Origin of the sequence: Neisseria weixii, from assembly GCF_002327085.1 — a bacterium.
Lineage (GTDB): Bacteria > Pseudomonadota > Gammaproteobacteria > Burkholderiales > Neisseriaceae > Neisseria > Neisseria weixii.
Window position 1 is genome coordinate 1,578,147 of sequence record NZ_CP023429.1, and the last position, 26,004, is coordinate 1,604,150.

The window sequence follows — 26,004 nt, forward strand, 5'->3', positions numbered from 1 at the left end:
TTACTCTTCAGTTAATAATAATTTTTGCACTTCTTCGGCGCTCGAAGCAGTCATCAAAGCTTCGCGCACGGCTTTTTGGGAAAATTTGCCGGCCAATTTCGACAATACTTCCAAATGCTCACCAGTGGCATTTTCCGGCACCAGCAACACAAACACCAGCGAAACCGGTTTGCCATCGGGCGCATCGAAAGAAATCGGCTCTTTGGTGCGGATAAACGCCCCTACCGCCTTTTGCACACAGGCATCACGGCCATGCGGAATCGCTACGCCCTGCCCCAAGCCGGTCGTACCTAATTTTTCGCGGGCAAACAGACATTCAAATACATCTGCGCTCGGCAGCCCTGCTTCGTTTTCCAACAACAAACCCACTTGTTCGAACAAGCGCTTTTTGCTGCTGACTTCCACATCCAATTCAATATGGGACAACGGTAGAATTTCGCCAATCAGGCTCATAGGAATCTCTTTTAAGAGGTAGCAAAACAAGACGAATTGTACCGACAGTCGGCACAAATCTCAATCCTAAGCGTACAATTTACATTAAAAGCCTTACGCTTTCAGGCGGCATTTTAATGGCTCTTAACATTACCACCCTGCTTCATCCTAATCTTAACCCATTAAAATGAGAGGATTATTTAAATATTTAACCCATCAGCATATCATTGCTTCGCGCTATTTCTCAAACCGGCATCAATAGATTTTTCAAACTCCGTTAACCTGTTTTCGTCCGTCAAACTTATCCGGCCATAACAAACATACCCGCCGTTGCGGCGGCGGGCATGTTTACTTAAACCAATTTCCACAAATAATGACCGACCAAACCCAAAAACCAAGCCAAGCCGATACGGTTGTTTTCTAAGAAAGTGCGGAAACACACTTGGCGGTCTCGGGTTTTAATTGCGCGGTATTGGTTAATCTGCCACCAAACCGTTACCGGCAACATCAACCAATAAGGCCATGTCGCGCCGATTTGCAACCCCAGCACCACCATTAGCGCGGTAAACCAAAAATGGCACAGCATCACCGCTGCAATATCATGCTGGCCGAAAGTGACGGCTGATGTTTTGATGCCGATTTTCAAATCATCCTCCTTATCGGCCATGGCATAAATCGTGTCATAAGCCAAAGTCCACAAGGCATTAGCCACAAAAATCAACCATGTAATCGGCGGCACGCTGTTGGTGATGGCAGCAAAAGCCATCGGGATACCGAATGAAAATGCCAAGCCCAGATAAAATTGCGGTAAGGGGAAAAAGCGTTTGGTAAACGGATAAGTCATCGCCAAAAACAAAGCCGGCACACTCATCAGCCAAGTCAGTGTATTCATCGGCACCAAACACATCGCCGCCAGCAGGCACAAAATCAAGGTCAGCAGCAGTGCTTCGGCTTTGGTGACCTGTCCGCGGGCAAACGGCCGGTTTTTCGTACGCTCGACCGCGCCGTCAAAATTACGGTCGGCAAAATCATTAATCACGCAACCGGCGCTGCGCATGAGAAACGTGCCGATGGTAAAGGCGAAAAAAATGGTATATCCGGGATGGCCTTCAGCCGCCACCCACATCGCCCAATAGGTCGGCCACAGTAATAATAAGGTGCCGATGGGTTTTTCGACACGCATTAACTGCGCGTAAATCAAAATACGCCCAACGGCATAACGCGGCAAAAAGCGCAGGAGTAATCGTTTTGTGTTCATATGTAAAAAGAAAGAAACGCAAATAATAATGACAAAAAGAATTTTATATTTTCAAACACGTTTTATTTGGCATTATAATTCAAAAATAAAAAACTTATCCGAATCCGGTACATTATCGTATAACTTACTTTTGACTACAGAACCATAATTTGTGAAACAAATGTAGCGCAGATACAAAAAGGCAGTCTGAAAACTTCGTTTTCAGACTGCCTGCTTTCCATAAGAAGTTTATTTATACCGAAGGCATTTCGTAATCATCAGACAAACAGCTTCCCTCCCGTTATTATTTGAATTTTTTTAATTTCAGCCATCTGATACCTTGAAAGAAAAATTGACCGAGGAACACCACACCTGTATAAATTGCAAATTTTATGCAAATAATCATAAATAAGAAAAATACCGTATCATTATGAAAGGATCTTTTTATTCCGAAACCACGCCCGGTAGTTGTTGAAAATTCTTGAGGAAAGATACTCAACCATAAGCAAAATAAAAAAAGTACGAATAACCCCATTAAAACTTTTTTTCGGTCTTTCTTTGGAATATGGTAAGGTTCATTTCTAAAAACAGTTGCATAAAGTATACCTAATACAACTGCCAATAAAACCGTCAGGCTGTTCGTCACTTTGGCGGCGAAAGGGTAGCGGTCAGGCTTAAAGTACCCGTTACCAAACAAATATTTATCCAGAAAATGCTCGAATGAAACCGCCCAAGGATCAATTGCATGCGTAGGCATAAGTATAAAAACCAATATCGGAAAACCGATAAGTATGTAGAAAAATACCGTTCCCACCTGCTTTTTTGTCATAAGATTCTCCTTACAGGCCGTCTGAAAATTTTCAGACGGCCTGTTTTCAATAAAAAGTTTATCTCTGCTACAGAACCTGCACTTTTACAGACAGCTGAAATGGTTTCTATAGATGCTCGAAATTCTCGTATTGCCAGCCGCTTTAAAACAGCTAATACTTATTGACGAGGATTTTTAATCCGTTCAAACCGTTTTGAAAACAACCGGACAAAATAGCTTATTGATAGAAAAATCATTACTTCTTTCACGGTCATTAAAAACAGAAAATAGAAATAATTATTATGAAAAGACTGTTTTGTTCCGAAACTTCTCCCTATACTGGTACTGAATTCCTGAGGATATATGCTTACCCATAATAGAAGTGATAAAGCGACAAAGAAAAACACATGCATCTTCTTCCTATCTTTTCCGGTTATAGAATCAGGATCGTATTTGCTAAATATTCCGCAATAGATACCTGAAAAAACCGCCGAAACAACAGTAAAACTATTGGTTACTTTAGAAGCAAAGGGATAACGGTCAGGTTTGTAGTAACCGTTTCCAAACAAATAATCATCTAGAAAGCTGTTTAATGAAATCGCCCAGTCAGCAGCTGCATGAGCGGGTATAAATAAAAATATTAATGTTGGCAGAATTAACAACATATAAAAAATCATATGACCTGTTTTTCTGCTCATTAACTACTCCTACTATAAATCTGATTCATGCTAAAGGAGATCTGAAAGCCCCATCAAAATAGGCTTTATATTTTGCTCTTTGAAAATAATTTGCATATGACGCCACCGAAGACTCGGACACCTACATAAATCATAATTTGTTTAATAAAAATTAAAAAAAGAAAAGTAAAGGGGTTATTATGAAATGACCTGCTTAATCCAAAATTACGTCCACTGCTACTAGAAAATTCTTGAGGCAATATACTGACCCATAAGAACAATACAAGCATCAAAAAAATAAAGGCATATCCTTTTTTTCTATTTTCTTTAGGTACTATATCTGCTTCTTTACCATATAAAATAGTGCATAATAATCCATAAAAAGGGCAAAAATTACGGTAAAAATATTAGTAACTTTTGCCGCAAAAGGGTATCTGTCGGGTTTATAATACCCATTACCAAACAAATAAGCATCTAAAACATTATTAACCAATACAGACACTCTACCAACAGCATCAGCCGGGGTTAGAACAAATATTACTATTGGAAAAAGAATTAATATATAAAAAAATATACGGTCAAGTTTATCTTTGTCCATATCAGTATCCTTACAGGCTGTCTGAAAATTTCCAGACAGCCTGTTCTCCATAAGAAGTTTATTTATATCGAAGGCATTTTGTAATCATCAGTTATGGAATTGACAGGCGGCGGCTCAGCTTGGTAAACACCATCGTTGCCGAGACCGGCCGGTTGGTTTGGTACCGGTATCATGCCCGTTATCCTTTCCCACTCTTCATCATACTCGTCGTAAAACTCTTGGTACCAATTCTTCAGCCAGATTATAGATTTTGAGGGCATATTCGGTGGGGTTCTCGCCTGCTTTAGCGGCAGCTTGGCCGAGATATTCCAAATCCAGATACTCTTCCCTCAAGCCTAAGGCTGCGCGGATTTCGTCTCCGTTGACCGTGTTTGCCGTTTCAGTCTGCGTATCTGCAGGCTGATGCGGAATCTGCTCTGCAGGATTTGCGTCTTCCGGCGCCAGCATGGCCTTAACGGCTTCGTCGCTGTAGGTTCGGATATTGTCGCCATTGACAGACACGTTTTCGTCTGCGCTCACGTTGCCGATAACGGAAATGTCTTTGCCTTCCAACTCCACGTTTTTGAAATGTTGCTCGCCGATTAGCGTCATTTCGTTTTTGGCAGACAGCTTGAGGGATTCGGAAGATTTGAAATTTCCAACCACAGCCAAATCCTCATAAGGTTCACCATCTTTATTCATCACCTTATTTAAGTCATATTGGCCTGATTGTGATATGTCTTTTTCTAATGCCTCAAATGCAATAGAAATACCGTATCCGATAGCAGCTCCTGCTATAGCTGTTCCAATGACCACAGCAGTTCCTGTTCCTCCAATAGCAGCCGCCAATATCAACCCACCCGTACGCACCAGCCCCATACTGGCCGCACCCGCCGCCGCCGAACCGACGATTTTGGACACCTGCCCGACCACAGGGCTCCAATCGCCGCTGTCCCATGCCGCACCAAATCTTTTACCCAGCTCCAAGCCGTCCGTTACATGGGAAACACCGCCCGTGATTTTGGTGAGCATACCGATGCCGTAAGCCTTGCCGCTCAAATCGCCATGCTGCTGCTTCACTTCCGCGCTATTGTCGGCGATTTCTTTCACAGCCTCTTTCAAGGCTTCGGGATGCTTCACATAGAAATCCCTGAGTTCGGCAGACGATATTTTATCCTGTTCGATACCGGCCATTACCCGGGTCAAGCCGTTTTGTACGTCGTGGCGGATATGGTGTTTTTCAGCTTATCGGCTTCCTCCATAAAATGACGGTGGATGCCGCCCGCCGCACCGCCTGTCACGGTAACGGCATTACCGACGGCCTGGGCGGCAATTTCTTCAGGATGTTTGGGGGCTTCATCGGGCTTTACGGCTTCCTTGTGCTCAGGTTCAGGCTCGGGCTGCGGTTTGGCTTCAAATTGGAAATCAGGCGGAACAGGTGTTCTGAAACTGTCTAAAAAGTACCGGTCGTTCATCGCCTGAATCTGCCCGGATACTTCTTCCTGCCTTCTCATCATCGCAAAGGAATCCGGACGCTCCCCCCGTACTACTACAGTATTCGTAACCGGATTCGCGCCATCATGCCCTATAACGTAAAGCGGGGTTCTTGAGCCGAATGAGTCATTCATAATCTTTGTCTCCTTTACTGTTTGATACCTGCCGTATTGAGATGATAAAAATCATTCTCAATGAAATTTGAGTAATAAAAGCCCAAAAAGTTTCATCAAAAACTTCCTTGCCGGTTGAAACCCCGCCCTTCAGGACGGCAGAATCGGGAGTTATCCGGAAGAGGTGCAACCCTTCCGAATCAGGGCAACACACAGGGCTGCGCTTTATGTGCAGCCCTGTGTGTTGAAACATATGGCAAATGAAAAAAGAGCAGTTATTCCTGCTCTTTTTTCAGACGGCCTTTTATTTTATCTTACAGCTCAATCCCTTTGAGCTTTGCCACGGTGTTGATGTCTTTGTCGCCACGTCCGGACAAGTTCACCAGAATCACTTGGCTTTTATCCATTTTTGGTGCATTTTCTACTGCCCAAGCCAAAGCATGGCAGGATTCCAAAGCCGGAATAATACCTTCAAATCGACACAACAAATCAAACGCGTTTAGAGCCGCTTCGTCATTGGCCACGGTATATTCCACACGGCCGATGTCGTGCAGGTGGCTGTGTTCAGGACCAATCCCCGGGTAATCCAATCCGGCGGATACCGAATGCGTGCCCAACACTTGGCCGTCTTCATCCTGCATCAAATAGCTGCGGAAGCCGTGCAACACGCCAATCGGCGCGCGTGAAGTAATCGGCGCGGCGTGTTGCGGCGTATCCACGCCGCGGCCACCCGCTTCCACGCCGACCAAGCGCACGTTTTCTTCTCCGATATAAGGGTGGAACAAACCAATCGCATTCGAGCCGCCGCCCACGCAGGCCACCGCCACATCAGGTTGGCGGCCGATGGCTTCCTGCATTTGTTTTTTTGCTTCGTTGCCGATAACGCATTGGAAATCGCGCACCATTTCAGGATAAGGTGCAGGACCGGCGGCGGTGCCGATGATGTAGAAAGTGTCGCCCACGCGTGCCACCCATTCGCGCATGGCTTCATTCATCGCGTCTTTCAGCGTGCGGCTGCCGCTTTCCACACCCACCACGTTGGCACCCAATAATTTCATGCGGAATACGTTGGGCATTTGGCGCTGAATATCATCGGCACCCATATACACATCGCAAGTCATGCCGAAACGCGCCGCCACGGTGGCCGAAGCCACGCCGTGCTGCCCCGCGCCGGTTTCCGCAATCACGCGCTTTTTGCCCATGCGTTTGGCCAACAAAGCCTGACCGATGGTGTTGTTCACTTTGTGCGCACCGGTGTGGTTTAAGTCTTCACGTTTCAACCAAATCTGCGCGCCGCCCAAATGTTTGCTCAAACGTTCGGCATGATAAACGGGGCTCGGGCGGCCGGCATAATGTTTCAAATCATGCTCGAATGCCGCCCAAAATGCAGGATCCTGCTTCGCTTCGGCGTAAGCCTGTTTCAATTCTTCCAGAGCGGGAATCAGCGTTTCTGATACATACAGGCCGCCGTGTTCGCCGAAAAATCCCTGTTGGTCGGGTGCTTGATAATTTTGCATGAATGAATTCCTTTGTGGGGTTTCAGACGGCCTGATTTATTTCCGGGCCGTCTGAAAACAATAACTTTAATGAATGCCGATTATACACATATTTTTCGTGCGAACGCGCTTATCCGCCTGCAAAAATCCTTGTTTTCAGACGGCCTATAACAATCCGGCAAACTCAAAAAACGCCCGATACGCCGCCGTTTTCTTGTCAAAACCCAAAGGATACGCGCGCGAAGTGGACGGCAGCCGCGTGAGCGTTAGGGCGCGGCCTTGATAAACATAATCAATGGTTTCGCCCGTTTTCGGCAGTTCGGTTTTCTCGGGCAGCAGACCGAGCAGCACTTCCGTGGCTTTGCCGCCGGTAGTAAACAAATGCCTGCAATGCGGCAGCTTGTGCAGCACCGCGGCCAAATCCACCGCTTCGACCACTTTCAAAAACTTATCCGAAGCGTTGTCCTGTCCGCGCACAGCTTTCCACACCGTCGGACAAGATGCAATGCCGCGCTCATGTAAAAAAGCAATAATCTTTTCCCTATCAAAGGCTTTTTCAGCCGGCCTTTGAAAATGCGTTTTGTCGCCGAAAAACACCTCGCCGTAAATGCGCCACATATCGTTTTGAAAATTCGGATAATGAAACTGCATGGCACGTTTGTCTTCTTTGGGCGGAAACGTGCCCATCATCATCACCGTCGCATTGGGTGGCAGAATCGGCGCAAAAGGATGGGTTTCAACAATAGGCTTGCCGTTCATCGCTACGCATCCGCTTGTATCACGGCTTGCAAAAATGCCGCCATTTTTTCCGCATTTTTAATACCGCCGCTGCTTTCCACTCCGCCGGACACATCCACCGCCGCCGCGCCGCTGATCCGAACCGCTTCGGCCACATTGCCGGCGTTCAAACCACCTGCCAACACCCACGGTTTGTCGCGGTAACCGGCAAGCAGCTTCCAGTCGAACTGCAAACCCGTGCCGCCATATTCGTCGGGGTGATAGGCGTCAAACAACACCGCGCGGGCATGGGGAAATTTGCTTGAGGCCGTCTGAATGTCTACCGCGCTTTGCACGCGCACGGCTTTCAAATAAGGGCGGTCAAACCGGCGGCAGAATTCATCGTCTTCATCGCCGTGAAACTGAATCGCATCAATCGGCACTTGGCGCAGCGTTTCGCGGATCTGCCCGGCTGTTTCATTGACAAACAACGCCACCACGGTCACAAACGGCGGCAGCGCGGCTACAATCTTTTGCGCCTGTTGGATATTGACCGCGCGTTTGCTCTTGGCGAAAAACACCAATCCGACCGCATCGACGCCCAACTGCGCGGCAGCGCGGGCATCTTCGGGGCGGGTAAAACCGCAGATCTTGGTTCGGATTCGGGTCATGCGTGTTCCTTAGGTTCAGCTTTTCAGACGGCCTATTATAAAGCAAAGGCCGTCTGAAAAATAAGCGGTTTTGCGGCAGCGCAATCAACAAAACGTATTTCCGCATTACAATACGCTTTTTATTCAGACGGCCTCATCATGAATTACCTTGCTTGGAACGGCATTCCCAGTCTTACCGAACTCGTGCGCACGCTCGAGAGCCATGCTAAACCGCTTTATTGGGCGGTGTGCCTGCCTGCGCGGGAAATGCCGCTATTCAGGCCGTCTGAAAACCCTTGCGCCTTAGAGCAGACTTTAGCCGGAGCCATTGCGCGCAAAATCGGCTGCCTGCAATTCAATGCCGTGAATGTGCTGGCGAATGTGTTGCCCGATGTGCATTTGTGGCTGGTGCCGTCTGAACATGCTGCCGATATTCAAACGCATTTTCCGCACGCCTTGCAATGGCAGACCGCCCCCGTCACGCAACGCGAAACCGCTGTCAAACCCTGGTTCAGCCCGATTGAGAACCAAGCCAAACCCACCGGCGCCATCGTCATCGGTGCGGGCATAGCCGGAGCAGCCACCGCGCGGGAATTGGCCGAACACGGCGTGCGCGTAACCGTGCTTGAAGCCAAACATATTGCCAATGGCGGTTCGGGCAACCGCCAAGGTTTGCTGTATGCCAAAATCTCGCCGCACCCGACCGAGCAAACCGAATTGCTGCTGGCAGGCTATGGCTACACGAGGCGGCTGTTGGCCGATTTGCTGCCCGAACAACACGCTTGGGGCGGCGATGGCGTGTTGCACGTCAATTTTAATGAAGCCGAGCGCAAGCGCAATCAGGCATTGGGTTTGCAGCGCCATCATGCGCATTTATACCGCTCCGTTTCCCAACAAGAAGCGGAGGAACTCGCAGGCATGGATGTCGGTTCAGACGGCCTCTATTGGCCGCACGGCGTGTGGCTCAATCCGCCCGCTTTGGTGCGCGCTTTATTGGAACATCCCTTGATTGACGTGCACGAACACGCACCGCTGCTTTCGGCGGAATTTGACGGCACGGCTTGGACGGCGCACACCACACAAGGTAATTTCACCGCACAACACCTGATTTACTGTATGGGCGCCCACAGCCCTAACGCGCCCGAGCGCAACGTTTCCAAACTGCCGTTCCGCCAAATCCGCGGCCAAACCGGCGTCGCCAAAGCAAGCGCGTTTTCGGCCAGGCTGCGTTGTGCCTTATCAGGCGAATGCTACGTCAGCCCGAGCTGGCAGGGCAACACTGCTACGGCGCGACGTTTGTTCTAAACAGCAGCGATGAAGCGTGGCATCAACACGAAGAATCGGTAAACCGTGCTGCCTTGCATGATTTACATCCGGTTTTGGCTGATTCGCTGTTTTCAGACGGCCTCAATCCCTTGGCTGAAGCCGGCGGCCACGCGGCTTTACGCTGCGACAGTCTGGATCATTTGCCGATGGTCGGCGCGGTGGGCGACATTGCCGCCATGCAGGACGTGTACGCCAAACTGGCTTTGGACAAACATTACCGCCTCAACGCCCCCTGCCCTTACCTGCCCAATGTCTGGCTCAACACCGCCCACGGCACGCGCGGTTTAGCGACTGCGCCGATTTGCGCCGCATCGCTGGCCGCGGAAATCTTAAACCTGCCCCAACCTTTGCCGCCACGCCTGAAAGCCGCGCTGCATCCCAACCGCGCCGTGATTCGGGCAATTATGCGCCATCAGCCGCTGTTGTGAAGATAAGCCGTCGGCACCCCATCTGCCTCCATCCCGCAATTTACCCGCCAGATACTTACGTTTGACACTATGAACAAAAAAATCATAACAAATCAGTGATTTTTTCTAAAAATCAATATTTTTCAGACGGCCTTGGAAACCTTTACGCATAAAATCAGGTCTGAATGAAAATCTGACAACTAAACATCACATTATCGGGCAGATTGATTTAAAATATTCCAAGTAATTATTCATATCTTAAAAAATTATGCGTTATTACGGTACTATTGTCCGTTGGAACGAAAGCCGCCGCTTCGGTGCAATACGTGAAGAAAGCACCGAAAACGAAATATTTGTCGCGCTTTCCGCATTCAACGGCAACCCCGATGGCCCTTTTGAAGGCCAGCGGGTTTCCTTTTATCTCGCCAAAGGCCGCCAAGGCCGCAGCGAAGCCCAAGATGTGCGCTTTGCCGATGACTTTGACGATGAGGCCGAATCATCATTTTATGCAGCCTACCGCAAGCAAGGCTGCCCTTCGCGTGCAGGCGGTGTGTTGCTGGCGATTTTATTAGTTGCGGCGCTACTTGGCGGCGCTTGGTACGGCTGGCAGGTTTGGCAAAACCACCGCGCGCAAACGGTTCACACTACCAAGCAGTCCGATTCTATGGTTGCCACCATTGCTGCGTAAATGGAAGCCGAACGCAAAGCATGGAATCATGCCGTCAAACCGCCTGCTTCATCCAAGCCGTCAGCCCAATTCAGCTGCGACGGGCAGCAATAGTGTGCGCAGATGAGTTCGCGTGAAGAAGCCGAATTCTTTATCCGCCATTGCCCGGACACCAAAATGGACGGTGACAACGATGGCATTCCGTGCCAAGACGACAGCCGCCGGTGGCCTGAAGCCTTTCAAACCCTGATTCGGACATAGCTCGAAGCAAACACAACGCATAACGAAGAAATGTGCCAAAGATGGCGATTTTCACAATTCTCAATATACCTATTAAAGGCCGTCTGAAAAAATAATCCTTTCAGACGGCCTTTATGCTGTCTTAAAACGCCGGTTTCCCTTAAAATACCGCCTGAACAAATGACCGCATGATTTGCATTTATTTAAGAGACTGAAACACCATGAATTTACACCAAACCGTAGCGCGTGAAGCCGAAGCCGCTTTCGCCGCCGCCGGTATTGCCGGTGCGCCTGTTGTGTTGCAACCGGCCAAAAATGCCGACTTCGGCGATTTCCAAATCAACGGCGTGATGGGTGCGGCCAAACAGGCCAAGCAAAATCCGCGCGAACTGGCGCAAAAAGTGGCCGACGCGCTGGCCGGTAATGCCGTTATCGAATCTGCCGAAGTGGCCGGCCCCGGCTTTATCAACCTGCGTTTACATGCTGACTTTTTGGCACAAAACATTCAGATGGCTTTAAACGGCACCCGCTTGGGCGTGGCTGAAAATGCCGAGCCGAAAACCGTGGTTATCGACTATTCTTCACCGAACTTGGCCAAAGAAATGCACGTCGGCCATTTGCGTTCCAGCATCATCGGCGACAGCATTTCGCGCGTATTGGAATTTTTGGGCGACAAAGTTATCCGCCAAAACCACGTCGGCGACTGGGGCACGCAATTCGGCATGCTGGTGGCCTACATGGTGGAGCAGCAAAAAGACAATGCTGCGTTTGAGCTTGCCGATTTGGAACAATTCTACCGCGCCGCCAAAGTGCGCTTTGACGAAAGCCCGGAATTTGCCGACACAGCCCGCGAATATGTGGTGAAACTGCAAGGCGGCGATGAAACCGTATCAGCCTTGTGGAAGCAGTTTGTCGAGATTTCCTTAAGCCACGCGCAAGCCGTTTACGACACGCTGGGCTTGAAGCTGCGCCCTGAAGACGTGGCGGGCGAATCGATTTACAACGACGATTTGCAGCCGGTGGTCGATGACTTGGTGGCGCAAGGTTTGGCGGTTGAAGATGACGGTGCGAAAGTGGTGTTTTTGGAAGAATTCAAAAACAAAGAAGGCGAACCGGCCGCGTTTATCGTGCAAAAACAAGGCGGCGGCTTTTTGTATGCCTCCACCGACTTGGCTTGTATGCGCTACCGTGTCGGCCGCCTGAAAGGCGAGCGCTTGCTGTATATCGTTGACCACCGCCAAGGTTTGCATTTTGAACAACTTTTCACCACTTCGCGCAAAGCCGGCTACCTGACGCCAAACGTAGAAGCGGAATTCATCGGCTTCGGCACCATGATGGGCAAGGACGGCAAACCGTTCAAAACCCGTTCGGGCGACACGGTGAAGCTGGTGGATTTGCTCGATGAAGCGGTCGAGCGCGCCACTGAGTTGGTGCGAAGCAAAAACCCTGATTTGAGCGCGGAAGAAGTGGATCAAATCGGCCAAACCGTCGGCATCGGCGCTGTAAAATACGCCGACTTGAGCAAAAACCGCACCAGCGATTATGTGTTCGATTGGGATGCGATGTTGGGCTTTGAAGGCAACACCGCGCCTTACCTGCAATACGCCTACACCCGCGTGCAAAGCGTGTTTAAAAAAGCCGGCGATTGGGATGCGGCCGCCCCTCCGGCCTTGACCGAGCCTTTGGAAAAACAACTGGCGCTGGAATTGCTGAAATTTGAAGACGTATTGCGTAGCACCGCCGAGAGCAGCCACCCGCACTACTTGGCCGCCTATCTTTACCAAGTGGCAACATTGTTCTCACGCTTCTACGAAGCCTGCCCGATTCTGAAAGCCGAAGGTCAGGCGCGCAACACGCGTTTGCAGTTGACCAAACTCACCGGCAACACGCTCAAACAAGGTTTGGATTTACTCGGTATTGAAACGCTGGATGTGATGTAAGCAGCGTCATGCAATTAAGGCCGTCTGAAAAGGTATTTTTCAGACGGCCTTTTTGCTATTATGCCACTTTATTTCTTTTAAGATACTTATGAACCGTTATCATCTGATGCTGGCAATAGTCAGCGCTGCCCTAATTTGGTCGGGCATCAACCCGAAAGACTACCCGACTTGGGGCTTGGAAGTATCTCCGGCCGTTATCGGCGCGGTTTTGCTGCTGGCCACTTACCGCCGCTTCCGCCTCAGCGATTTTGCCTATTGGGTGATGACGTTTCACGCAGTGGTATTGATTGTCGGCGGGCACTACACTTATGCCGAGGTGCCGCTGTTTGACTGGCTGAAAGAACCGATGGGCTGGGAGCGCAACAATTACGACAAACTCGGCCACTTTATGCAGGGCTTTTCACCGGCAGTCATCGCAGCAGAAATTTTATGGCGAAACCAAGTAGTCACCAGCCGGAAATGGTTGGTTTTTCTCAGCTTTTGCGTGTGCATGGCCATTAGCGCGGTATATGAATTGATTGAATGGCTGGCAGCAGTCTTGGGCGGCCAAAGCGCGGAAGCATTTTTAGGCACGCAAGGCTATGAGTGGGATACGCAGGCCGATATGATGTGGTGCGGCATCGGCGCTTGTGTGATGTTGGCTTGCTTGCTTTGGAAAAATCATTTTAAAACAAATGCGTTGAAATAACTAAATTTTAGAGGCCGTCTGAATAAAAATGTTTCAGACGGCCTTTTATCTTAAATCAAACTTATTTCACCGCTTCCGGCATGCCTGAAGAATGGTGGCTGGTGATGAGCCAGTTTTGGCCGTCCCATTTGTAGGTGAAGGTATAGCGTGCAGGCACTTTTTTGCCGTTGGCGTAGGTGAAGGTATAGATGCCGGCGTCAAACGCGGTATTGCAGCCGATTTGGATTTGGCGGCTGTTGATCACACCTGACGGGCGGTTCGGCAGCCAATGTACGAAATAATCTTCTTTCTCGGCAGCAGTCAAACGCGGCGTGTTGGATACGGTTGGCAGCAAAATCGATTTAGGTGCGTAGTTGGCCACCACTTTTTTCTCGTCACCGGTTTTCAAGGCATCATTCCAGCGTTCAAATAAGGCAACGATTTCTGCTTCGCTGGTCTTTTTGCAGGCGCGTTCGCCTTGGTGGTGTTTGTGCGCTTTGTCGTGTTTGTGTGGGGCGGCACAAGCGCTCAACGCCAAAGCAGCAGATACGGCCATCAAAATGGTGGATTTTTGCAGCATAAGTTGCTCCTATGATTTACTGGTGATAAATGGCGATGTCTGTCATGACGATTAGTACATCTACTCTAATCATAACATAGGTTTTTGATTTGCAGTAAAAAAATCCGCCCGACCGTATTATTCACATGGTCTATTCATCTTGAATATTTACGGCACTTCATGCCCCAAAGCAGCTGAATATACGTTAATCCATGCTTCTTCGCTGAAGCGGATGGTAAGGGCATCGGCCGCATTTTTCACACGCTCGATTTTTCCTGAACCCACAATCGGCATCATGCCGCTCGGATGGTTAAGCAACCAAGCATAGGCCAGCGTGTCGATGCGGGTTTCGTTGTAGGCTTCGCCTGCCTGCAACAAAGCTCGCGCAACGCGTTGGCTTCGTTCATCGCCATCATCAAACAATGCACCGCCGGCCAAAGGTGACCATGCCATCGGTTTGACGCGTTTTTCCAAGAGATAATCCAAGCTGCCGTCTTCAAATGGCGCAATATGCAAAGGAGAAACCTCGATTTGGTTGGTAGCCAAAGTTTGGTTGACATACGATTGCAACATATTGAATTTTTGGGCAGAATAGTTCGATACACCAAAATAGCGTACCAAGCCGCGCGAATGCAGATTATCAAACGCGGCCGCCACTTCTTCAGGATTCAGGCACGGCGACGGGCGATGCATCAGCAATAAATCGAGATGGCCGCAATTCAATTCTTTTACGGAACGCTCGGCCGACCAGATAATGTGTTCGGCGCTGTTGTCGTAGTGTTTGCTTTTCATGTGCGGCATCGCTTCGTTGGGGAATGAAATACCGCATTTGCTCACAATCGTCATTTGATCGCGCAGGCTTTTTTCTAATTTCAACGCCCCACCAAACTGCCCTTCATTGATGAAACCACCGTAACACGCGGCATGGTCGAAAGTATTAATACCTAAATCCAACACCTCATGAATCAGCTTCACATAGCCTTGCGCATCTAATTGCCATTCATGCGCACGCCAATAGCCATGCACCAAACGGCTCATGCTTAAATCTTGGTTAATGGTATAGTAATGCATATCCGTTCCTTTATGTTTTGTAAAGAGAAAGGCCGTCTGAATCATATTCAGACGGCCTTGAGATTATTATTTCGAATTACGCTCCAAGAGCCAGGCTTGTGCTTCAGCCACATCGTCAAAATATTTCGGATGCTGGTTGGTAATCAGACTGGATAAACGCGCGCCGAGCTTAATCCAAATATCGTCGGTCACCACCGCCACGCGGCCGAAATCGTCTTCATGTTCGTTTAAAAACTTAATCTGCTCCACCGCCATATCAATGGTGAAATCTTTCAAAAGCGTCATATCCAAGAGCATATCGGGCAGGCGGATTTTTTGTTTGCAGTTAAGCAAAGCCTGCTCCAACTCGCGGAAATCATCCAAGGTAAATTCGTTGTATAAGGCCACATTCAGGCCGTAAGACTGCTCGCGGATAGAAATCATGTTTTGCTCCTCGTTTTATTTGAAAAAAGCCGCTTAATCCAAACCGGCTTAATACCGCTTAATACACCACTAGCCACAATAATAATCATACCGAGCACTTCCTGCCAAGTGATTTTATCGCCTAATAACCACATACCGGACAAAGCAGCAAACACCACTGTCAGATATGACAACGAGGCCACGGTAAATTTGTTACCCACTTTATAAGCATGAGTCATACACAACTGCGCCACCGTCGCACTGACACCAATGCCCAGCAAATAAGGCGCACTGCCCCACGACAAAGCATGCCAGCCGGAAAGACTTGCCCACACCGCCGACACGGCCATGCCGGTAACCGACAGGAAAAACACCACGCGCCAACCCGGTTCGCCCAGAAGTGACAACTCGCGCACCTGCATATACGCCCAGCCCGACATCGCGCCGCCGGCCAAACCAATCAGCGCCGGAAACACCTGACCTCTCTCAAACGACGGGTTCAGCAACACCACAACGCCGATAAAGCCCAATACCAATACCGCCTGCGTATACAGAGCGATGTGTTCTTTCAACACCAATAAAGAAAACACCGCCAAAAAAATCGACGAGGTATAGCCCAGCGTTACGCCCGTGGCCAGCGGCAAATGCATCACCGCATAAAACAGGCACAACATCGCCAAGGTGCCGACCACGCTGCGGTTGAGATGCAGCTTCCAATGCGGCGAGCCGAATTTCTCACCGCGCATTTTGGCCATCAAGCCCAACACCAGCGCGGCAAAACTCATGCGCCAAAACACCAGCTCGCCGCTGTTCAAACCAAATTCCTGCGAAGCCGCTTTGATGCACAGGTTCATAATGGTAAAACCCACTGCGGCCACAATAATCCAAGCGGAGCCGAGCAGGTCTTTGTTGCTTTCGGTCATGTTGACAGAGTTCAAAAAATTAATCAGTTAATATTATAACAAAGGCCGTCTGAAAATATGCGGCTCAATGGCATAAGCAAAAAATAATTCGGCGTTCAGACGGCCTTAATCCGCGAAAAATCCGATAATCTTCTGAATCGCCACGTCCATGTGTTTGGGTTGGGAAAACGGATGGTCTGCGCCTTCCACTGCAATCAGTTCGACCACATTGTTTTCAGCAAAGGTTTTCGACACACCGATGCCGATCATCTCGTCTGCCGTACCGTGCAGTATCAACAGATCATCCGCGTCATCCAAATAATCATGCCGCATCACATCCGCCGCCTGCAAAGCATCCAAAAAATCCTTGCTGATTTTCATTTTGCGCTCAAAGCCGAGCAACACTTCCTTACCTTTCTCCACCTTGCTGCGCTCGTCTGCCGACATATTGTCCAGTAGGGTCTGGTACATTTGAATCGCCGGCGCGCGCAACGCCACTTTGTGAAACGGATTACCGTTTTGCGCGATGTAATTCAGCGTGAGATAGCCGCCGAAACTGTTGGCATACGCATAAACGCGCTTGGCGCCAAGATGTTTTTGCGCATACTCAACCACCAAAGCCAAATAAGCAAGGCACTCATCTAACAGCAATTTTTTACGTGCATCCGCCCCATGACAAGGCCAGTCGAACGCCAACGCGGCATAATGGTGATACTTGGCCATCAAGCGTTCGCCGAATTTCACCGTCGAGCGGCCGTCTTTGCTGCTGCCGAAACCATGCATGACAATTACCACGTTTTCCACCGCATGCAGATCTTTTTCGTAAAATAATTTGCAACGCACACTGTAACCGCGCTCGTTGATGTCGAATAGTTTTTCCATATCAATTTACGTCATTTAATTCGTAATGATCAGTATGATAACGCTGTCGGCTTGCAGATAAAAGACTGGGGTCGTCTGAAAGTAGAATACTTTATTTTCAGACGGCCTTTCGTCCCAATAAATAAATCACCGATTTGGCATCATTGCCTTCGCCGGTGCGATAATGTTCGGCAATCAACCAATCCAAGCCGCGGAAGGCCGTCTGAATCGTGGGCAAATCAGCCAGCATGTTGATGTCGCTCGGCCCTTTATCCAATGCCGCCTGCTCAGGATGGAAAAATACACCGGCAAACAGGCCGTCTGAAACCAGTGCCTTAACAATGTTCTGCGCCACTCGGCTGCGCACCGGTTCGGCAAAATGGCAATTGACCGAACTAATCAGCGCATAGGTTTCAGACGGCATCGCCATCCGGGCAACATCGGCGACACGTGCGGCAAACTCTACGCTTTTCAACGCCGCCAACTTTTGCGCCTTGGCAATGCCCACCTCTGACAAATCCACCCCTTCCGCCTGCAAACCCTGCTGCGCCAGAAACACACCGTTGCGCCCTTCGCCGGTCGCCAAATCCAATGCACGCCCTGTTTTGGGCAAATGTGGCTGAATGCGGCGGATAAACTCATGCGGTTCGGTGCCGAAAATAAATTCGTCGGCAGCGTAGCATTCGTCCCATTTGTTCATAACACTCTTTCCATCGGAAAAAGCGTATTTTAACGCAAAAGGCCGTCTGAAAAATCACTTTCAGACGGCCTCGATTTAAGCATTTCAGTTGATTAATCCATCAATCATTTCCTGCACGGTTTTGATTTTATCGATGGCGGAAATGCCGTTGCCCACCGACACATAGCCGTGTTCAAAATTGCCTTCCAGCATGCCTAAACGCATGCCTGTGCCGGCGTTCATCAGTTTGGCGATTTCGCTGCGCGGCGCACCGCTTTCGCTCAATTCAAAACATTGTTTGGCCAATTCGGTCGGCAGCGAGCGATAGTAATAAGGCTCGGTGCGGAACAGCAATAAATCATTGGCGCTTGAGTCCACAATCCAATCTTTCACTTTTTCGCTGGCGCGGCATTCTTCGGTGGCGATAAAAGCCGTGCCAATCCACACGCCTTCTGCACCTAAGGTATAAGCCGCCTGCACGCTGCGTTTATCGGCAATGCCGCCCGCCAACATCATCGGCAAATCGACTTTACCGACAAATTCGGCCAATACGGAAAAACTGCCTATTTCTTTCACCGGCAAGGTGCCGCCTTCATCAAAACCGGTCAACACCAAAATGTCCGCGCCCAATTCCTGCGCTTTCAAAGCATCGGGTAAATTCGGATTCGGCAAACGGCAAATGATTTTGATGCCGGCCTGTTTGAATTTGGCGTAAATCTCTGGGTCAAGTGCGCCATTATCCAGCACCACAGGTACACGCTCTTCAATAAACAAATCCACCATATGTGGAATCAGGGAAAAATCGTAAGACACAATAAACGGCACGCCAAACGGCTTGTCTGTCAGCGCTTTCACTTTGCGAATCTCATTGCGCATACGCTCAATCACGTCTTCATTGGAAGTCGGATTCGTGGTCTGCCCTGCGTGTGGCGCCAAAAAACCCAAACCGCCGGCTTCAGCCACTGCCGCCACCAAGCGCGCGTCGGTCAGCCAAGACATCGGCGCTTGCACGATTGGGTGTTTGATATTCAGGATTTCGGTAATGCGGTTTTGCATGATATTTTCTCGTTTCTTGATTAGGATGGGTGTATTTTATATTTCTAAAATAAAAATAAGAATAGCGATAAATCGAAATATAATTTTCATTATTGGAAACCTTAAATCATAAACATGCCGTCTGAAAAATTTCAGACGGCATGTTTTTACTTCTCGATTGAGAACAGGCTGATTCAAATGTCTTACAAAGGCTTATGAATCTTAAAGCCGCCGTCCACCAAAATCTCAGCCCCTGTGATGAATTTGACTTCATCGCTTGCCAAAAACAGCGTGGTATGTGCCACATCGAGCGGGTCGCCCATGCGTCCAAGCGGGTTGAAGCTGGCGATTTCTGCCAATTTTTCATCGCCGGAATACTGCTTGGCCATAGGGGTCAAAATCGGGCCGGGCGATACTGAATTGACACGGATATTGTATTTGCCAAGACGTAAAGCCATGGCACGGGTCAAGGCATCAACCGCCCCTTTGGACGCCGAATACGGAATGCCGGCAATGCCTTCGCTGCCACGTGTACGCCCAGCGTGTTGATATTGACAATCGCGCTGATGTCGTTTTTCTTCATATAAGGCACAACGGCACAAATCCCCAAAAACGCCCCTTCGGCATTGTCTTTCATCACTTTTTGCCATTCCTCCAAAGATGCATTTTCGTATTTCCAGTCTTTTCCGCCAATGGCGGCGTTATTGGCCAAAATATCAATTTTGCCGAATTTAGCCACAACTTCTTGGGTAACGTTTGTCCAAGACTGCTCGTCTGCGATGTCGTGGACAATACCCAACGCCACATGCCATATTCTCCTTGAATGTCGGCAACCAAATCTTTAATCGCCTGCTCTTGCACATCGGTAATAATCACGGTCGCACCTTCACGGGCAAACACCCGGGCGGTCGTCTCGCCCATGCCGCTGGCGGCGCCGGTAATAATGGCGGCTTTATTGGCTAATCTTCCCATATTCATCTCCTTAGTTGGTTGATTCAATTAAGCCATACTGATACGGCACGCCCAAATGCTCTCGCAAGGTTGAGCCTTCATAATCAGTATGATAAATCCCACGCTCCTGTAAAATCGGCACGACTTTTTCCACAAAATCTTGCACGCCTTTTTGGCTGTCGGGGCAAGCGAAAAGCCGTCTGTCGCCCCTGCTTTAAACCATTTTTCCATAAAATCCGCCACATCTTTTGCCGTACCAACCACCACAGGATGATAATTAATCACGCCATTGGCAAGGGCTTCTTTGGGCGACATTCCTTGCTTGATGAGCTCCACCGCTCGTGGCGAACGGGGGTCGTGTGGGTGAGGTGTCGCCTGATTTTGCAGGGATTTTGGCAACGGTTCATTGACATCCAAACCGTGCAAATTCACGCCGATCATCGCCGACAAATAGCGGATTTGCCCATAAAATTCATCATCACTCATAAAATCAATGAGCTGCATCCGGCGAGCCAACGCTTCTTCGTACGTATCGCCAATCGTGAACATAAACCCGCTAAACATATTGATGTCATCGGCGTTTCTACCATGCTGTATGGCACTTTGTTTAATAACATTGCGGTAGGCACGGGCTTCATCAATGGAAAACGGATTGGCATACACGCCACTGGCAAAACGCCCTGCCAGCTCAATCCCTTCTGGGCTTGAGCCTGCCTGAAAAACCGGCGGTTGCCCTTGTGGTGTGGCAGGAATGGGCAATGCCCCTTTGACTTGATAATGCTTGCCTTTGTAATTGGCAGGCTTAATTTGGCTCATATCGGCAAATTGCCCTGTTTGCTTGTCGGCAATGTAAGCGTGTTCACCAAATGTACCCCACAAGGTTTGCACCGCTTCCACCATTTCGTGCGCCATTTCGTAGCGTGTGGCAGTGTCAGGCAAAGGTTTGTTGCCAAAATTGTAGGCGGTCTCGCGTGTGCCTGTGGTAACCGCATTCCAGCCGACACGCCCGCCGCTTAATGTGTCCAGTGTTTTGAGTTGGCGTGCCAAATTGTAGGGTAAATTGTAAGTGGTGGAATAAGTTGCCACCAAACCTATTTTTTGCGTGGCATAGGCTACCGCCGAGAGCATGACCATTGGTTCAAGCGGAAAAGCAGGCGTGCGGGTGCTGATGTCCGTGCCACCGCCAGCCCCACCAAAGGACGGCGTATCAGCGATAAACAGCGTATGAATTTTGCCTTGCTCGGCGGTTTTTGCCATTTCCACATAAAAATCAATGTCGGTATAGGCACGCTCGTTGCTGTCGGCAAGTCGCCATGATTGGAACTCTCCGCCGTAGCCCGACACCAGTTGCAACGCCAGTTTCATCTTTTTATTTGTGTTATCAAGATAATCAGCCATTTTGTTTCTCTGTTTAAAAAGTATGGGCTTATTATATTTTTTATTTTTAAATTAGAATGGTGATTTCTGAGAGGATTATTTTTGAATTTGGAAAGATAATTTTGTAAGGCTGAAAAACAAGAACACCGCCCATTATGGACGGTGTTCATCGCTTATTTCCCCATTTTCCGCTCAAAAGGCATTCCGATTCAATCACTTTAAACAAACCCGGATAAAACACCACGCCTTCCACTTGGTTATCAGGCAAGGGCTTCACGCATTTTGGCGGTACCATTTTTAAAATCATCGGCACTACGCCGGCGAGCGACATCTACCAGATGAAATTTACCATTGGTCAAGGTTTTGGTGCAACTGCGTGCTGATGCAGCCGTCTTGGGTTTGCAAAAAATCACGGGATTTTTGCCACGATTGCAAGGCATCGGCTTCTTTGCTTTTTGGCACTTCAAAGGCGTTGATCAAACCACGCTGTTTTGCCATTCGGCCTAATCCACCGTTTGCAGTGCAACAAGCGGTGGGATTGGGGATTATTTTACTCGGCAGTTGATCCAATCGGCGATGTCGTTGGTAACGATTTGTCCATTGGGTTCGAGCATCAGCAAATGTCCTAAGCCATTGTATAAGCGCAAGCTTTTATCGGTTGAATTGGTTTCTTCATAGAATTGGATGGCATCTTTCGGCACCACATACAAATCGGCACCACCGCTCACCAGCAAAACAGGGGCAACAAATTTGTCATTGTTGTCTTTCAGGTATTGAATGCCTTCTTTGAAGCTGTTCGGAAGGATACCGAGAATTTTTCCAGCATTAAAGGATCGTTTGGCAGCGACAAACCTGCGCCGGTATCGGGTACGGGCAGATTAAGCGTCTTATGGGCGGCTTCAAAGCCGTTCACAAAACTGCCTTCCGGCTCCGGGCGCGGCAGGTAGCCGAAGTTCATTTGATTGTAGCGCAATACGCCTGCTGCCAAAATCACACCGTCCGCACCTTTTGGATACTTGGTGCCGTATAAGGCAGTGATGTGGCCGCCCATACTGTGCCCCATCACGAAAACCGGTAAATTCGGATTTTCGGCTTTGGCTTTTTCCACAACACGGCGCAAATCTTCGACCATTTCAAAATAGCTGTTGATGTGAATACTGTCGCGGCCGTCTGATTTGCCGTGTCCGCGCGCATCGAAACGGTAAACGGCAATGCCGTTGCCGGTCATGCGTTGGGTAAAACCGTCGAATACGCCGGAGTGGCTGGCCAAGCCGTGTGAAATCACCAAAACGGCTTTAGCTTTTTGCTGGGGATGGTTTTTAACCAAATGCAGGTTTAAGCCGTCTTGGGTTTTGATTTTTTGGATGGTGGCGGTGGTTTTAAGTAGGGTTTTCATCAAAATTTCCTTACCGGTTGAAACCGCCTTTCAGGGCGGCGGAATCAGGGTTTATCCGGAAGGGGTGCAACCCCTTCCGGATCAGGGCAACACATGGGGCTGCATTTTATGTACAATCCTGTGTGTTGAGATATTGAACCAGTTTATAGGTTGCATATTAAACGGGGAATAGTGAAAATTTGAAAGATGCTTTCTAAAAATGAAAACAATATGCCGTCTGAAAATTTCAGACGGCAATGACTAGGCGATGACCTGCGTCTGACTAATCATAAAATTAGCGATACGTCTGGCAATTCGCCAGTTGCCGTCTTGCTTGACATAGGTGTCAGCATAGCGGACACTGTGTTCTTGCAAGATTTCTTGTCCGTCTTTGGTCTCAACAAGTTTTACCAAACAGTAGTTAATGGCGGTCGCATTGCTGTCATCAACAAACGTAACTGTATGCTGACCGTTAAGATGATACACGCTGTGAAATGGGGTTAAAAATTCTGTGAACACTTTTTCAATCTCGTCCGTGCCATTCATCTCAAACACAAGTTTACCGCCGATATAGGTATGCACCACAGCATCAGGCGTAAATAATGGCATTTGCTCGGCGACTTTTTTCTCGTCCGCCAAATTAGAAAAAGTATCTACCAAGTCTTTTAAGGCTTGGCGTTCGGTTTGGAGATTAACATTCATAAATTGCTCCGTTGTTGAAGTGGAAAATAGTTAAAACAAGGCGGCAACTGCATTTTGCATTTGCCAAGTATTATTGGTTTTGACTGCTTGATAATGTAGCTGTAAATTCCAAGTACCGTTTGCTCCCCAAATGGTTGCACGAGTATAAGCTCGACCAATCACATCAGCCGTATTGCCATCTATTCGGACATTACGCTTTGTTCGTCTATTTGGTGGTATTGCATTTTGTTTGTTTCAATATGGTTTAGCCATTCAAACTTACTTTGTTTGTAACCTGTGATATGGGTTAGGGTAAAGTCGTTGGTAGTCAGTTTACCAATCGTTTCGGTATTTTTATCCAACATCGCCTGATTGATTTGGCGGTAAATGTTCGCTAAAACCTGTTCATCGCTTATTGCTTGCTTGTCCATTTGCTTGTTAGCCTGTTCAGATGGGTCAGTATCGGCATAAGTGCAAGCCGATATGCCCAGCAGTGTTGTTAGGCTAAAGTGTTTTATCATTTATCCAACCCTTTTTGTTTGAGCCAATCCGCCATTAAATCGGCTAATTGAGTATTGTTTTTTTCGCCCATTAAAAAATGTGAATTGCCCTTAATACCGATTTGGGGTAGATGAACCAGTGTCGCATCGCCGCCGTATTTATTGACGGTAGCAACAAATTGTTTCGCCATTTCAAGTTCTGTTCCCCATTTGTCTTCACCAACATTGTTTGAACCAACCTTGATGTAATCGCCATAGTACAGTACAATCGGAATTCGGGTTAATTTTTTAAATTCATCTAGTGGCACGCCCATTGCCGAACCACTTAATGCTTCAAATTTGGCTTTGGTTACGCTTGGCATTTCATGTTCAGGAAACAGAAATGGCGTACCGCCGGGTTCCCATGCCACAATCGCTTTAACTTTATCGCTACGCAAAGCGGTACGCCAGCCGATTGTGCCGCCCATAGAATGCGTTACCAAAACCGCTCCATTGGTTTGGTTTACAAGTTTTGCCAAAACATCGGCGTTCAAATCATTATCCAAAGGTCCTGAGCCGATTGTCCATGCCTGCTGAAAGGCTTGATAAGCCATTTCGCCTTGTGGGAATTGGGCATTGGCAATAGGCTTGCCGTCTTTATCAAAATGCCCCATTCTGGATAAAACCCACAAGGTTTTATCGCCATACATCGGGTTGCTTGCCCAAGGGGTATCGGGGGTTAGGGCTTGGGTGGAGAGATTGGATTTGCCACTTCTTGGCTGGTCAATAAGGTACACGCTGTATCCCTTACGCACAAACAGGCTATCAAACCCTTCACGCCCATCTACCGTACTCTCCCAAGTGCGGGACGACTGTGCCCCACCGTGCTGAAAAACCAAAGGATAGCGTTTGGCATTGACAGGTGTTTGGTATTTGACATAGGCAAAATCGCCATAAGCACGCTGACCGTCAGGAGCGATGAAGTTTTCAGGCTTAAAAGTACCTGTATGTTGTACATACGACCCGCCCACGCTAAAACTACCTTGTTTGGCGATGTTTAAGCCTTGTGGGGCTGTACTACAAGCGGTTAAAAATGCCATAAAAAGGGCGGTGGCAAGCATCAATTTTTTCATAAAATACTCTTCTGTTAGCGATTTTATTCGGGTTATTATAAACCACCCAATTGTCTTTTATTAGCGGGGTAAAATTTGATAAACTTGTGAATTTAATTCAAAAATACCTTATAATAAGCCAAATTCTCACTTGACCATTTTTATGCAAAATCTCAACGACTTACGAGCTTTTGTGCTGGTTGCCCAGCACAAAAGTTTTACCAAAGCAGGTGAAAAGTTGGGCGTGTCGGCATCGGCAGTATCACATTGTTTGAGTAATTTAGAAAACCGCTTAAATATCCGCCTGCTCAATCGCACTACAAGGAGTATCTCGCCCACGCCCGAAGGCTTAATGCTGTTAAACGACATTTCGCCTTACCTACAAGCTATTGATTTATCAATAAAAAAGATATCCGAAAACCAAGATAACATCACAGGCACGGTTCGCATTAACGCCAGCCAAGTTGCCATAGAAATGGCGATTTTGCCCAAACTCGCCCCCATTTTTGAGCAGTTTCCCCACATCAACATTGAGCTTTTTAGCGAAAATCGTTTTGTGGATATTGTGGGTGAAGGCTTTGATATGGGCGTACGTTTGGGCGATGATTTGGCAAAAGATATGGTGGCGGTCAAGATTTCACCCCCTTTGACGACCGTTCTTGTTGCCACGCCTAGTTATTTGCAAAACAAAGAAATCCCAAAACAAATCAAAAAACTGGATAATCATCGCTTGCTTGGCTTGCGCCTGGAGACTGACCGTGAGCCGATTGCGTGGGATTTTTGGGTGGCGGGCAAATTGGTGTCGTATGTGCCAAAAGGTCAGCTAATTTTAAACAGCAATCCTTTGCCTGCGGTCAAAAATCATTTGGGTATTGGGTTTATGCCATATTTTATGGTGGAAAATGAATTAACATCGGGCGAACTGGTTGAAATTTTGGGCGAATTTAAAATGACTTATGAGCCATTTTATGCTTATTATCCTAGCCGAAAGCACCATTCAAGAGCGTTTGAAGTGGTATTACAGGCGTTAAGGGAATAATCATGAAGTTTGAATTTTGGATAATTTTTCCAA

At 48.3% G+C, this 26,004-nt stretch carries 33 protein-coding genes and 2 pseudogenes; 6 read left to right on the forward strand and 29 right to left on the reverse strand.

The features are described from left to right. The 10 genes from ptsN to CGZ65_RS08005 form a co-directional block, all read right to left on the reverse strand. Positions 1-453 carry a PTS IIA-like nitrogen regulatory protein PtsN gene (gene ptsN / locus CGZ65_RS07955; protein WP_096295461.1) on the reverse strand — a complete coding sequence of 151 codons (453 nt, stop codon included), beginning with the start codon at positions 451-453 and terminating at the stop codon, positions 1-3. A gap of 331 nt (positions 454-784) precedes the next feature. Continuing rightward, a complete protein-coding gene (gene ubiA, locus CGZ65_RS07960; protein WP_096295462.1) occupies positions 785-1,690 on the reverse strand; it encodes a 4-hydroxybenzoate octaprenyltransferase in 906 nt (301 codons plus the stop codon). A gap of 283 nt (positions 1,691-1,973) precedes the next feature. Beyond that, on the reverse strand, positions 1,974-2,498 hold the full coding sequence (locus CGZ65_RS07965; RefSeq protein WP_096295463.1) for a hypothetical protein: 525 nt from the start codon (positions 2,496-2,498) through the stop codon (positions 1,974-1,976). Positions 2,499-2,656: 158 nt separating this feature from the next. Then, the gene (locus CGZ65_RS07970; RefSeq protein ID WP_096295464.1) at positions 2,657-3,175 is read right to left on the reverse strand and encodes a hypothetical protein; all 519 of its coding nucleotides are present in this window, start codon (positions 3,173-3,175) and stop codon (positions 2,657-2,659) included. A 313-nt stretch (positions 3,176-3,488) separates the two neighbouring features. Next, the gene (locus CGZ65_RS07975) at positions 3,489-3,752 is read right to left on the reverse strand and encodes a hypothetical protein (protein ID WP_157742748.1); all 264 of its coding nucleotides are present in this window, start codon (positions 3,750-3,752) and stop codon (positions 3,489-3,491) included. 198 nt (positions 3,753-3,950) lie between these two features. Continuing rightward, positions 3,951-4,925, reverse strand: a complete 975-nt coding sequence (locus tag CGZ65_RS07980) for a hypothetical protein (protein WP_096295466.1) — start codon at positions 4,923-4,925, stop codon at positions 3,951-3,953. An 8-nt stretch (positions 4,926-4,933) separates the two neighbouring features. Beyond that, positions 4,934-5,359, reverse strand: coding sequence for a hypothetical protein (locus tag CGZ65_RS12870; RefSeq protein WP_157742749.1), 426 nt, complete (start codon positions 5,357-5,359; stop codon positions 4,934-4,936). Positions 5,360-5,652: 293 nt separating this feature from the next. Beyond that, a complete protein-coding gene (gene trpB / locus CGZ65_RS07995) occupies positions 5,653-6,855 on the reverse strand; it encodes a tryptophan synthase subunit beta (protein ID WP_096295469.1) in 1,203 nt (400 codons plus the stop codon). 144 nt (positions 6,856-6,999) lie between these two features. Continuing rightward, positions 7,000-7,593, reverse strand: a complete 594-nt coding sequence (locus CGZ65_RS08000; RefSeq protein ID WP_096295470.1) for a DNA glycosylase — start codon at positions 7,591-7,593, stop codon at positions 7,000-7,002. A gap of 2 nt (positions 7,594-7,595) precedes the next feature. Next, on the reverse strand, positions 7,596-8,222 hold the full coding sequence (locus CGZ65_RS08005) for a phosphoribosylanthranilate isomerase (RefSeq protein ID WP_096295471.1): 627 nt from the start codon (positions 8,220-8,222) through the stop codon (positions 7,596-7,598). A 138-nt stretch (positions 8,223-8,360) separates the two neighbouring features. On the opposite strand from CGZ65_RS08005, the pseudogene mnmC1 reads away from it, so the two are divergent. Then, positions 8,361-9,955: pseudogene (gene mnmC1, locus CGZ65_RS08010) on the forward strand (FAD-dependent 5-carboxymethylaminomethyl-2-thiouridine(34) oxidoreductase MnmC1). A 247-nt stretch (positions 9,956-10,202) separates the two neighbouring features. Continuing rightward, a complete protein-coding gene (locus CGZ65_RS14135; protein WP_096295472.1) occupies positions 10,203-10,622 on the forward strand; it encodes a cold-shock protein in 420 nt (139 codons plus the stop codon). 26 nt (positions 10,623-10,648) lie between these two features. On the opposite strand, the gene CGZ65_RS14140 is transcribed toward CGZ65_RS14135, so the two are convergent. Then, complete coding sequence (locus tag CGZ65_RS14140) at positions 10,649-10,792, reverse strand: hypothetical protein (RefSeq protein WP_232507614.1); 144 nt, start codon at positions 10,790-10,792, stop codon at positions 10,649-10,651. On the opposite strand from CGZ65_RS14140, the gene CGZ65_RS14145 reads away from it, so the two are divergent. From CGZ65_RS14145 to CGZ65_RS08030, 3 genes are all read left to right on the forward strand, one after another. Further along, positions 10,755-10,862, forward strand: coding sequence for an excalibur calcium-binding domain-containing protein (locus CGZ65_RS14145; RefSeq protein ID WP_232507592.1), 108 nt, complete (start codon positions 10,755-10,757; stop codon positions 10,860-10,862). The two genes, CGZ65_RS14140 and CGZ65_RS14145, sit on opposite strands and share 38 nt — an antisense overlap. Positions 10,863-11,062: 200 nt before the next feature. After that, entirely contained in the window at positions 11,063-12,781 is a 1,719-nt protein-coding gene (argS, locus tag CGZ65_RS08025; RefSeq protein ID WP_096295473.1) for an arginine--tRNA ligase, read from the forward strand. Between the two features lie 88 nt (positions 12,782-12,869). Then, entirely contained in the window at positions 12,870-13,469 is a 600-nt protein-coding gene (locus CGZ65_RS08030; protein ID WP_096295474.1) for a DUF2238 domain-containing protein, read from the forward strand. A gap of 61 nt (positions 13,470-13,530) precedes the next feature. Here CGZ65_RS08030 and CGZ65_RS08035 read toward each other — a convergent pair whose 3' ends face one another. The 18 genes and pseudogenes from CGZ65_RS08035 to CGZ65_RS08095 form a co-directional block, all read right to left on the reverse strand. Continuing rightward, positions 13,531-14,028: a DUF4440 domain-containing protein gene (locus tag CGZ65_RS08035; RefSeq protein ID WP_198345255.1), complete on the reverse strand. Its 498-nt coding sequence runs from the start codon at positions 14,026-14,028 to the stop codon at positions 13,531-13,533. A 147-nt stretch (positions 14,029-14,175) separates the two neighbouring features. Further along, on the reverse strand, positions 14,176-15,078 hold the full coding sequence (locus CGZ65_RS08040) for an aldo/keto reductase (RefSeq protein WP_096295475.1): 903 nt from the start codon (positions 15,076-15,078) through the stop codon (positions 14,176-14,178). Between the two features lie 66 nt (positions 15,079-15,144). Beyond that, positions 15,145-15,501, reverse strand: coding sequence for a SpoIIAA family protein (locus CGZ65_RS08045; RefSeq protein WP_096295476.1), 357 nt, complete (start codon positions 15,499-15,501; stop codon positions 15,145-15,147). Beyond that, a complete protein-coding gene (locus tag CGZ65_RS08050; RefSeq protein WP_096296141.1) occupies positions 15,498-16,403 on the reverse strand; it encodes a DMT family transporter in 906 nt (301 codons plus the stop codon). The genes CGZ65_RS08045 and CGZ65_RS08050 overlap by 4 nt, the downstream gene beginning before the upstream one ends. Positions 16,404-16,508: 105 nt before the next feature. Continuing rightward, positions 16,509-17,264: an alpha/beta hydrolase gene (locus tag CGZ65_RS08055; protein ID WP_096295477.1), complete on the reverse strand. Its 756-nt coding sequence runs from the start codon at positions 17,262-17,264 to the stop codon at positions 16,509-16,511. Between the two features lie 97 nt (positions 17,265-17,361). After that, positions 17,362-17,943, reverse strand: coding sequence for a class I SAM-dependent methyltransferase (locus CGZ65_RS08060; RefSeq protein ID WP_096295478.1), 582 nt, complete (start codon positions 17,941-17,943; stop codon positions 17,362-17,364). A gap of 84 nt (positions 17,944-18,027) precedes the next feature. Then, on the reverse strand, positions 18,028-18,978 hold the full coding sequence (locus tag CGZ65_RS08065) for an NAD(P)H-dependent flavin oxidoreductase (protein ID WP_096295479.1): 951 nt from the start codon (positions 18,976-18,978) through the stop codon (positions 18,028-18,030). 182 nt (positions 18,979-19,160) lie between these two features. After that, complete coding sequence (locus CGZ65_RS14660; protein WP_269768589.1) at positions 19,161-19,415, reverse strand: SDR family oxidoreductase; 255 nt, start codon at positions 19,413-19,415, stop codon at positions 19,161-19,163. Positions 19,416-19,423: 8 nt separating this feature from the next. Then, positions 19,424-19,762: an SDR family oxidoreductase gene (locus tag CGZ65_RS14665; RefSeq protein WP_269768590.1), complete on the reverse strand. Its 339-nt coding sequence runs from the start codon at positions 19,760-19,762 to the stop codon at positions 19,424-19,426. A 62-nt stretch (positions 19,763-19,824) separates the two neighbouring features. Further along, positions 19,825-19,935 (reverse strand): annotated as a pseudogene (locus CGZ65_RS15155) (oxidoreductase); the annotation flags it as partial. Between the two features lie 21 nt (positions 19,936-19,956). Then, positions 19,957-21,273, reverse strand: coding sequence for an NtaA/DmoA family FMN-dependent monooxygenase (locus CGZ65_RS08075; protein ID WP_198345258.1), 1,317 nt, complete (start codon positions 21,271-21,273; stop codon positions 19,957-19,959). Positions 21,274-21,451: 178 nt separating this feature from the next. Beyond that, a complete protein-coding gene (locus CGZ65_RS12875; protein ID WP_157742750.1) occupies positions 21,452-21,616 on the reverse strand; it encodes a hypothetical protein in 165 nt (54 codons plus the stop codon). A gap of 14 nt (positions 21,617-21,630) precedes the next feature. Next, the gene (locus CGZ65_RS12880; RefSeq protein WP_157742751.1) at positions 21,631-21,783 is read right to left on the reverse strand and encodes an antibiotic biosynthesis monooxygenase family protein; all 153 of its coding nucleotides are present in this window, start codon (positions 21,781-21,783) and stop codon (positions 21,631-21,633) included. A 47-nt stretch (positions 21,784-21,830) separates the two neighbouring features. After that, complete coding sequence (locus tag CGZ65_RS14675) at positions 21,831-22,100, reverse strand: serine aminopeptidase domain-containing protein (RefSeq protein ID WP_198345385.1); 270 nt, start codon at positions 22,098-22,100, stop codon at positions 21,831-21,833. Next, positions 22,052-22,681 carry an alpha/beta fold hydrolase gene (locus tag CGZ65_RS08080; RefSeq protein WP_198345259.1) on the reverse strand — a complete coding sequence of 210 codons (630 nt, stop codon included), beginning with the start codon at positions 22,679-22,681 and terminating at the stop codon, positions 22,052-22,054. The genes CGZ65_RS14675 and CGZ65_RS08080 overlap by 49 nt, the downstream gene beginning before the upstream one ends. Before the next feature lie 240 nt (positions 22,682-22,921). Next, positions 22,922-23,362: a nuclear transport factor 2 family protein gene (locus CGZ65_RS08085; RefSeq protein ID WP_096295480.1), complete on the reverse strand. Its 441-nt coding sequence runs from the start codon at positions 23,360-23,362 to the stop codon at positions 22,922-22,924. A gap of 179 nt (positions 23,363-23,541) precedes the next feature. Beyond that, positions 23,542-23,772, reverse strand: coding sequence for a nuclear transport factor 2 family protein (locus tag CGZ65_RS08090; RefSeq protein WP_157742752.1), 231 nt, complete (start codon positions 23,770-23,772; stop codon positions 23,542-23,544). An 86-nt stretch (positions 23,773-23,858) separates the two neighbouring features. Continuing rightward, a complete protein-coding gene (locus CGZ65_RS08095; protein ID WP_096295482.1) occupies positions 23,859-24,953 on the reverse strand; it encodes an alpha/beta hydrolase in 1,095 nt (364 codons plus the stop codon). A 130-nt stretch (positions 24,954-25,083) separates the two neighbouring features. On the opposite strand from CGZ65_RS08095, the gene CGZ65_RS08100 reads away from it, so the two are divergent. Continuing rightward, positions 25,084-25,971 carry a LysR family transcriptional regulator gene (locus CGZ65_RS08100; RefSeq protein WP_198345260.1) on the forward strand — a complete coding sequence of 296 codons (888 nt, stop codon included), beginning with the start codon at positions 25,084-25,086 and terminating at the stop codon, positions 25,969-25,971. The last annotated feature ends 33 nt before the right edge of the window (positions 25,972-26,004 follow it).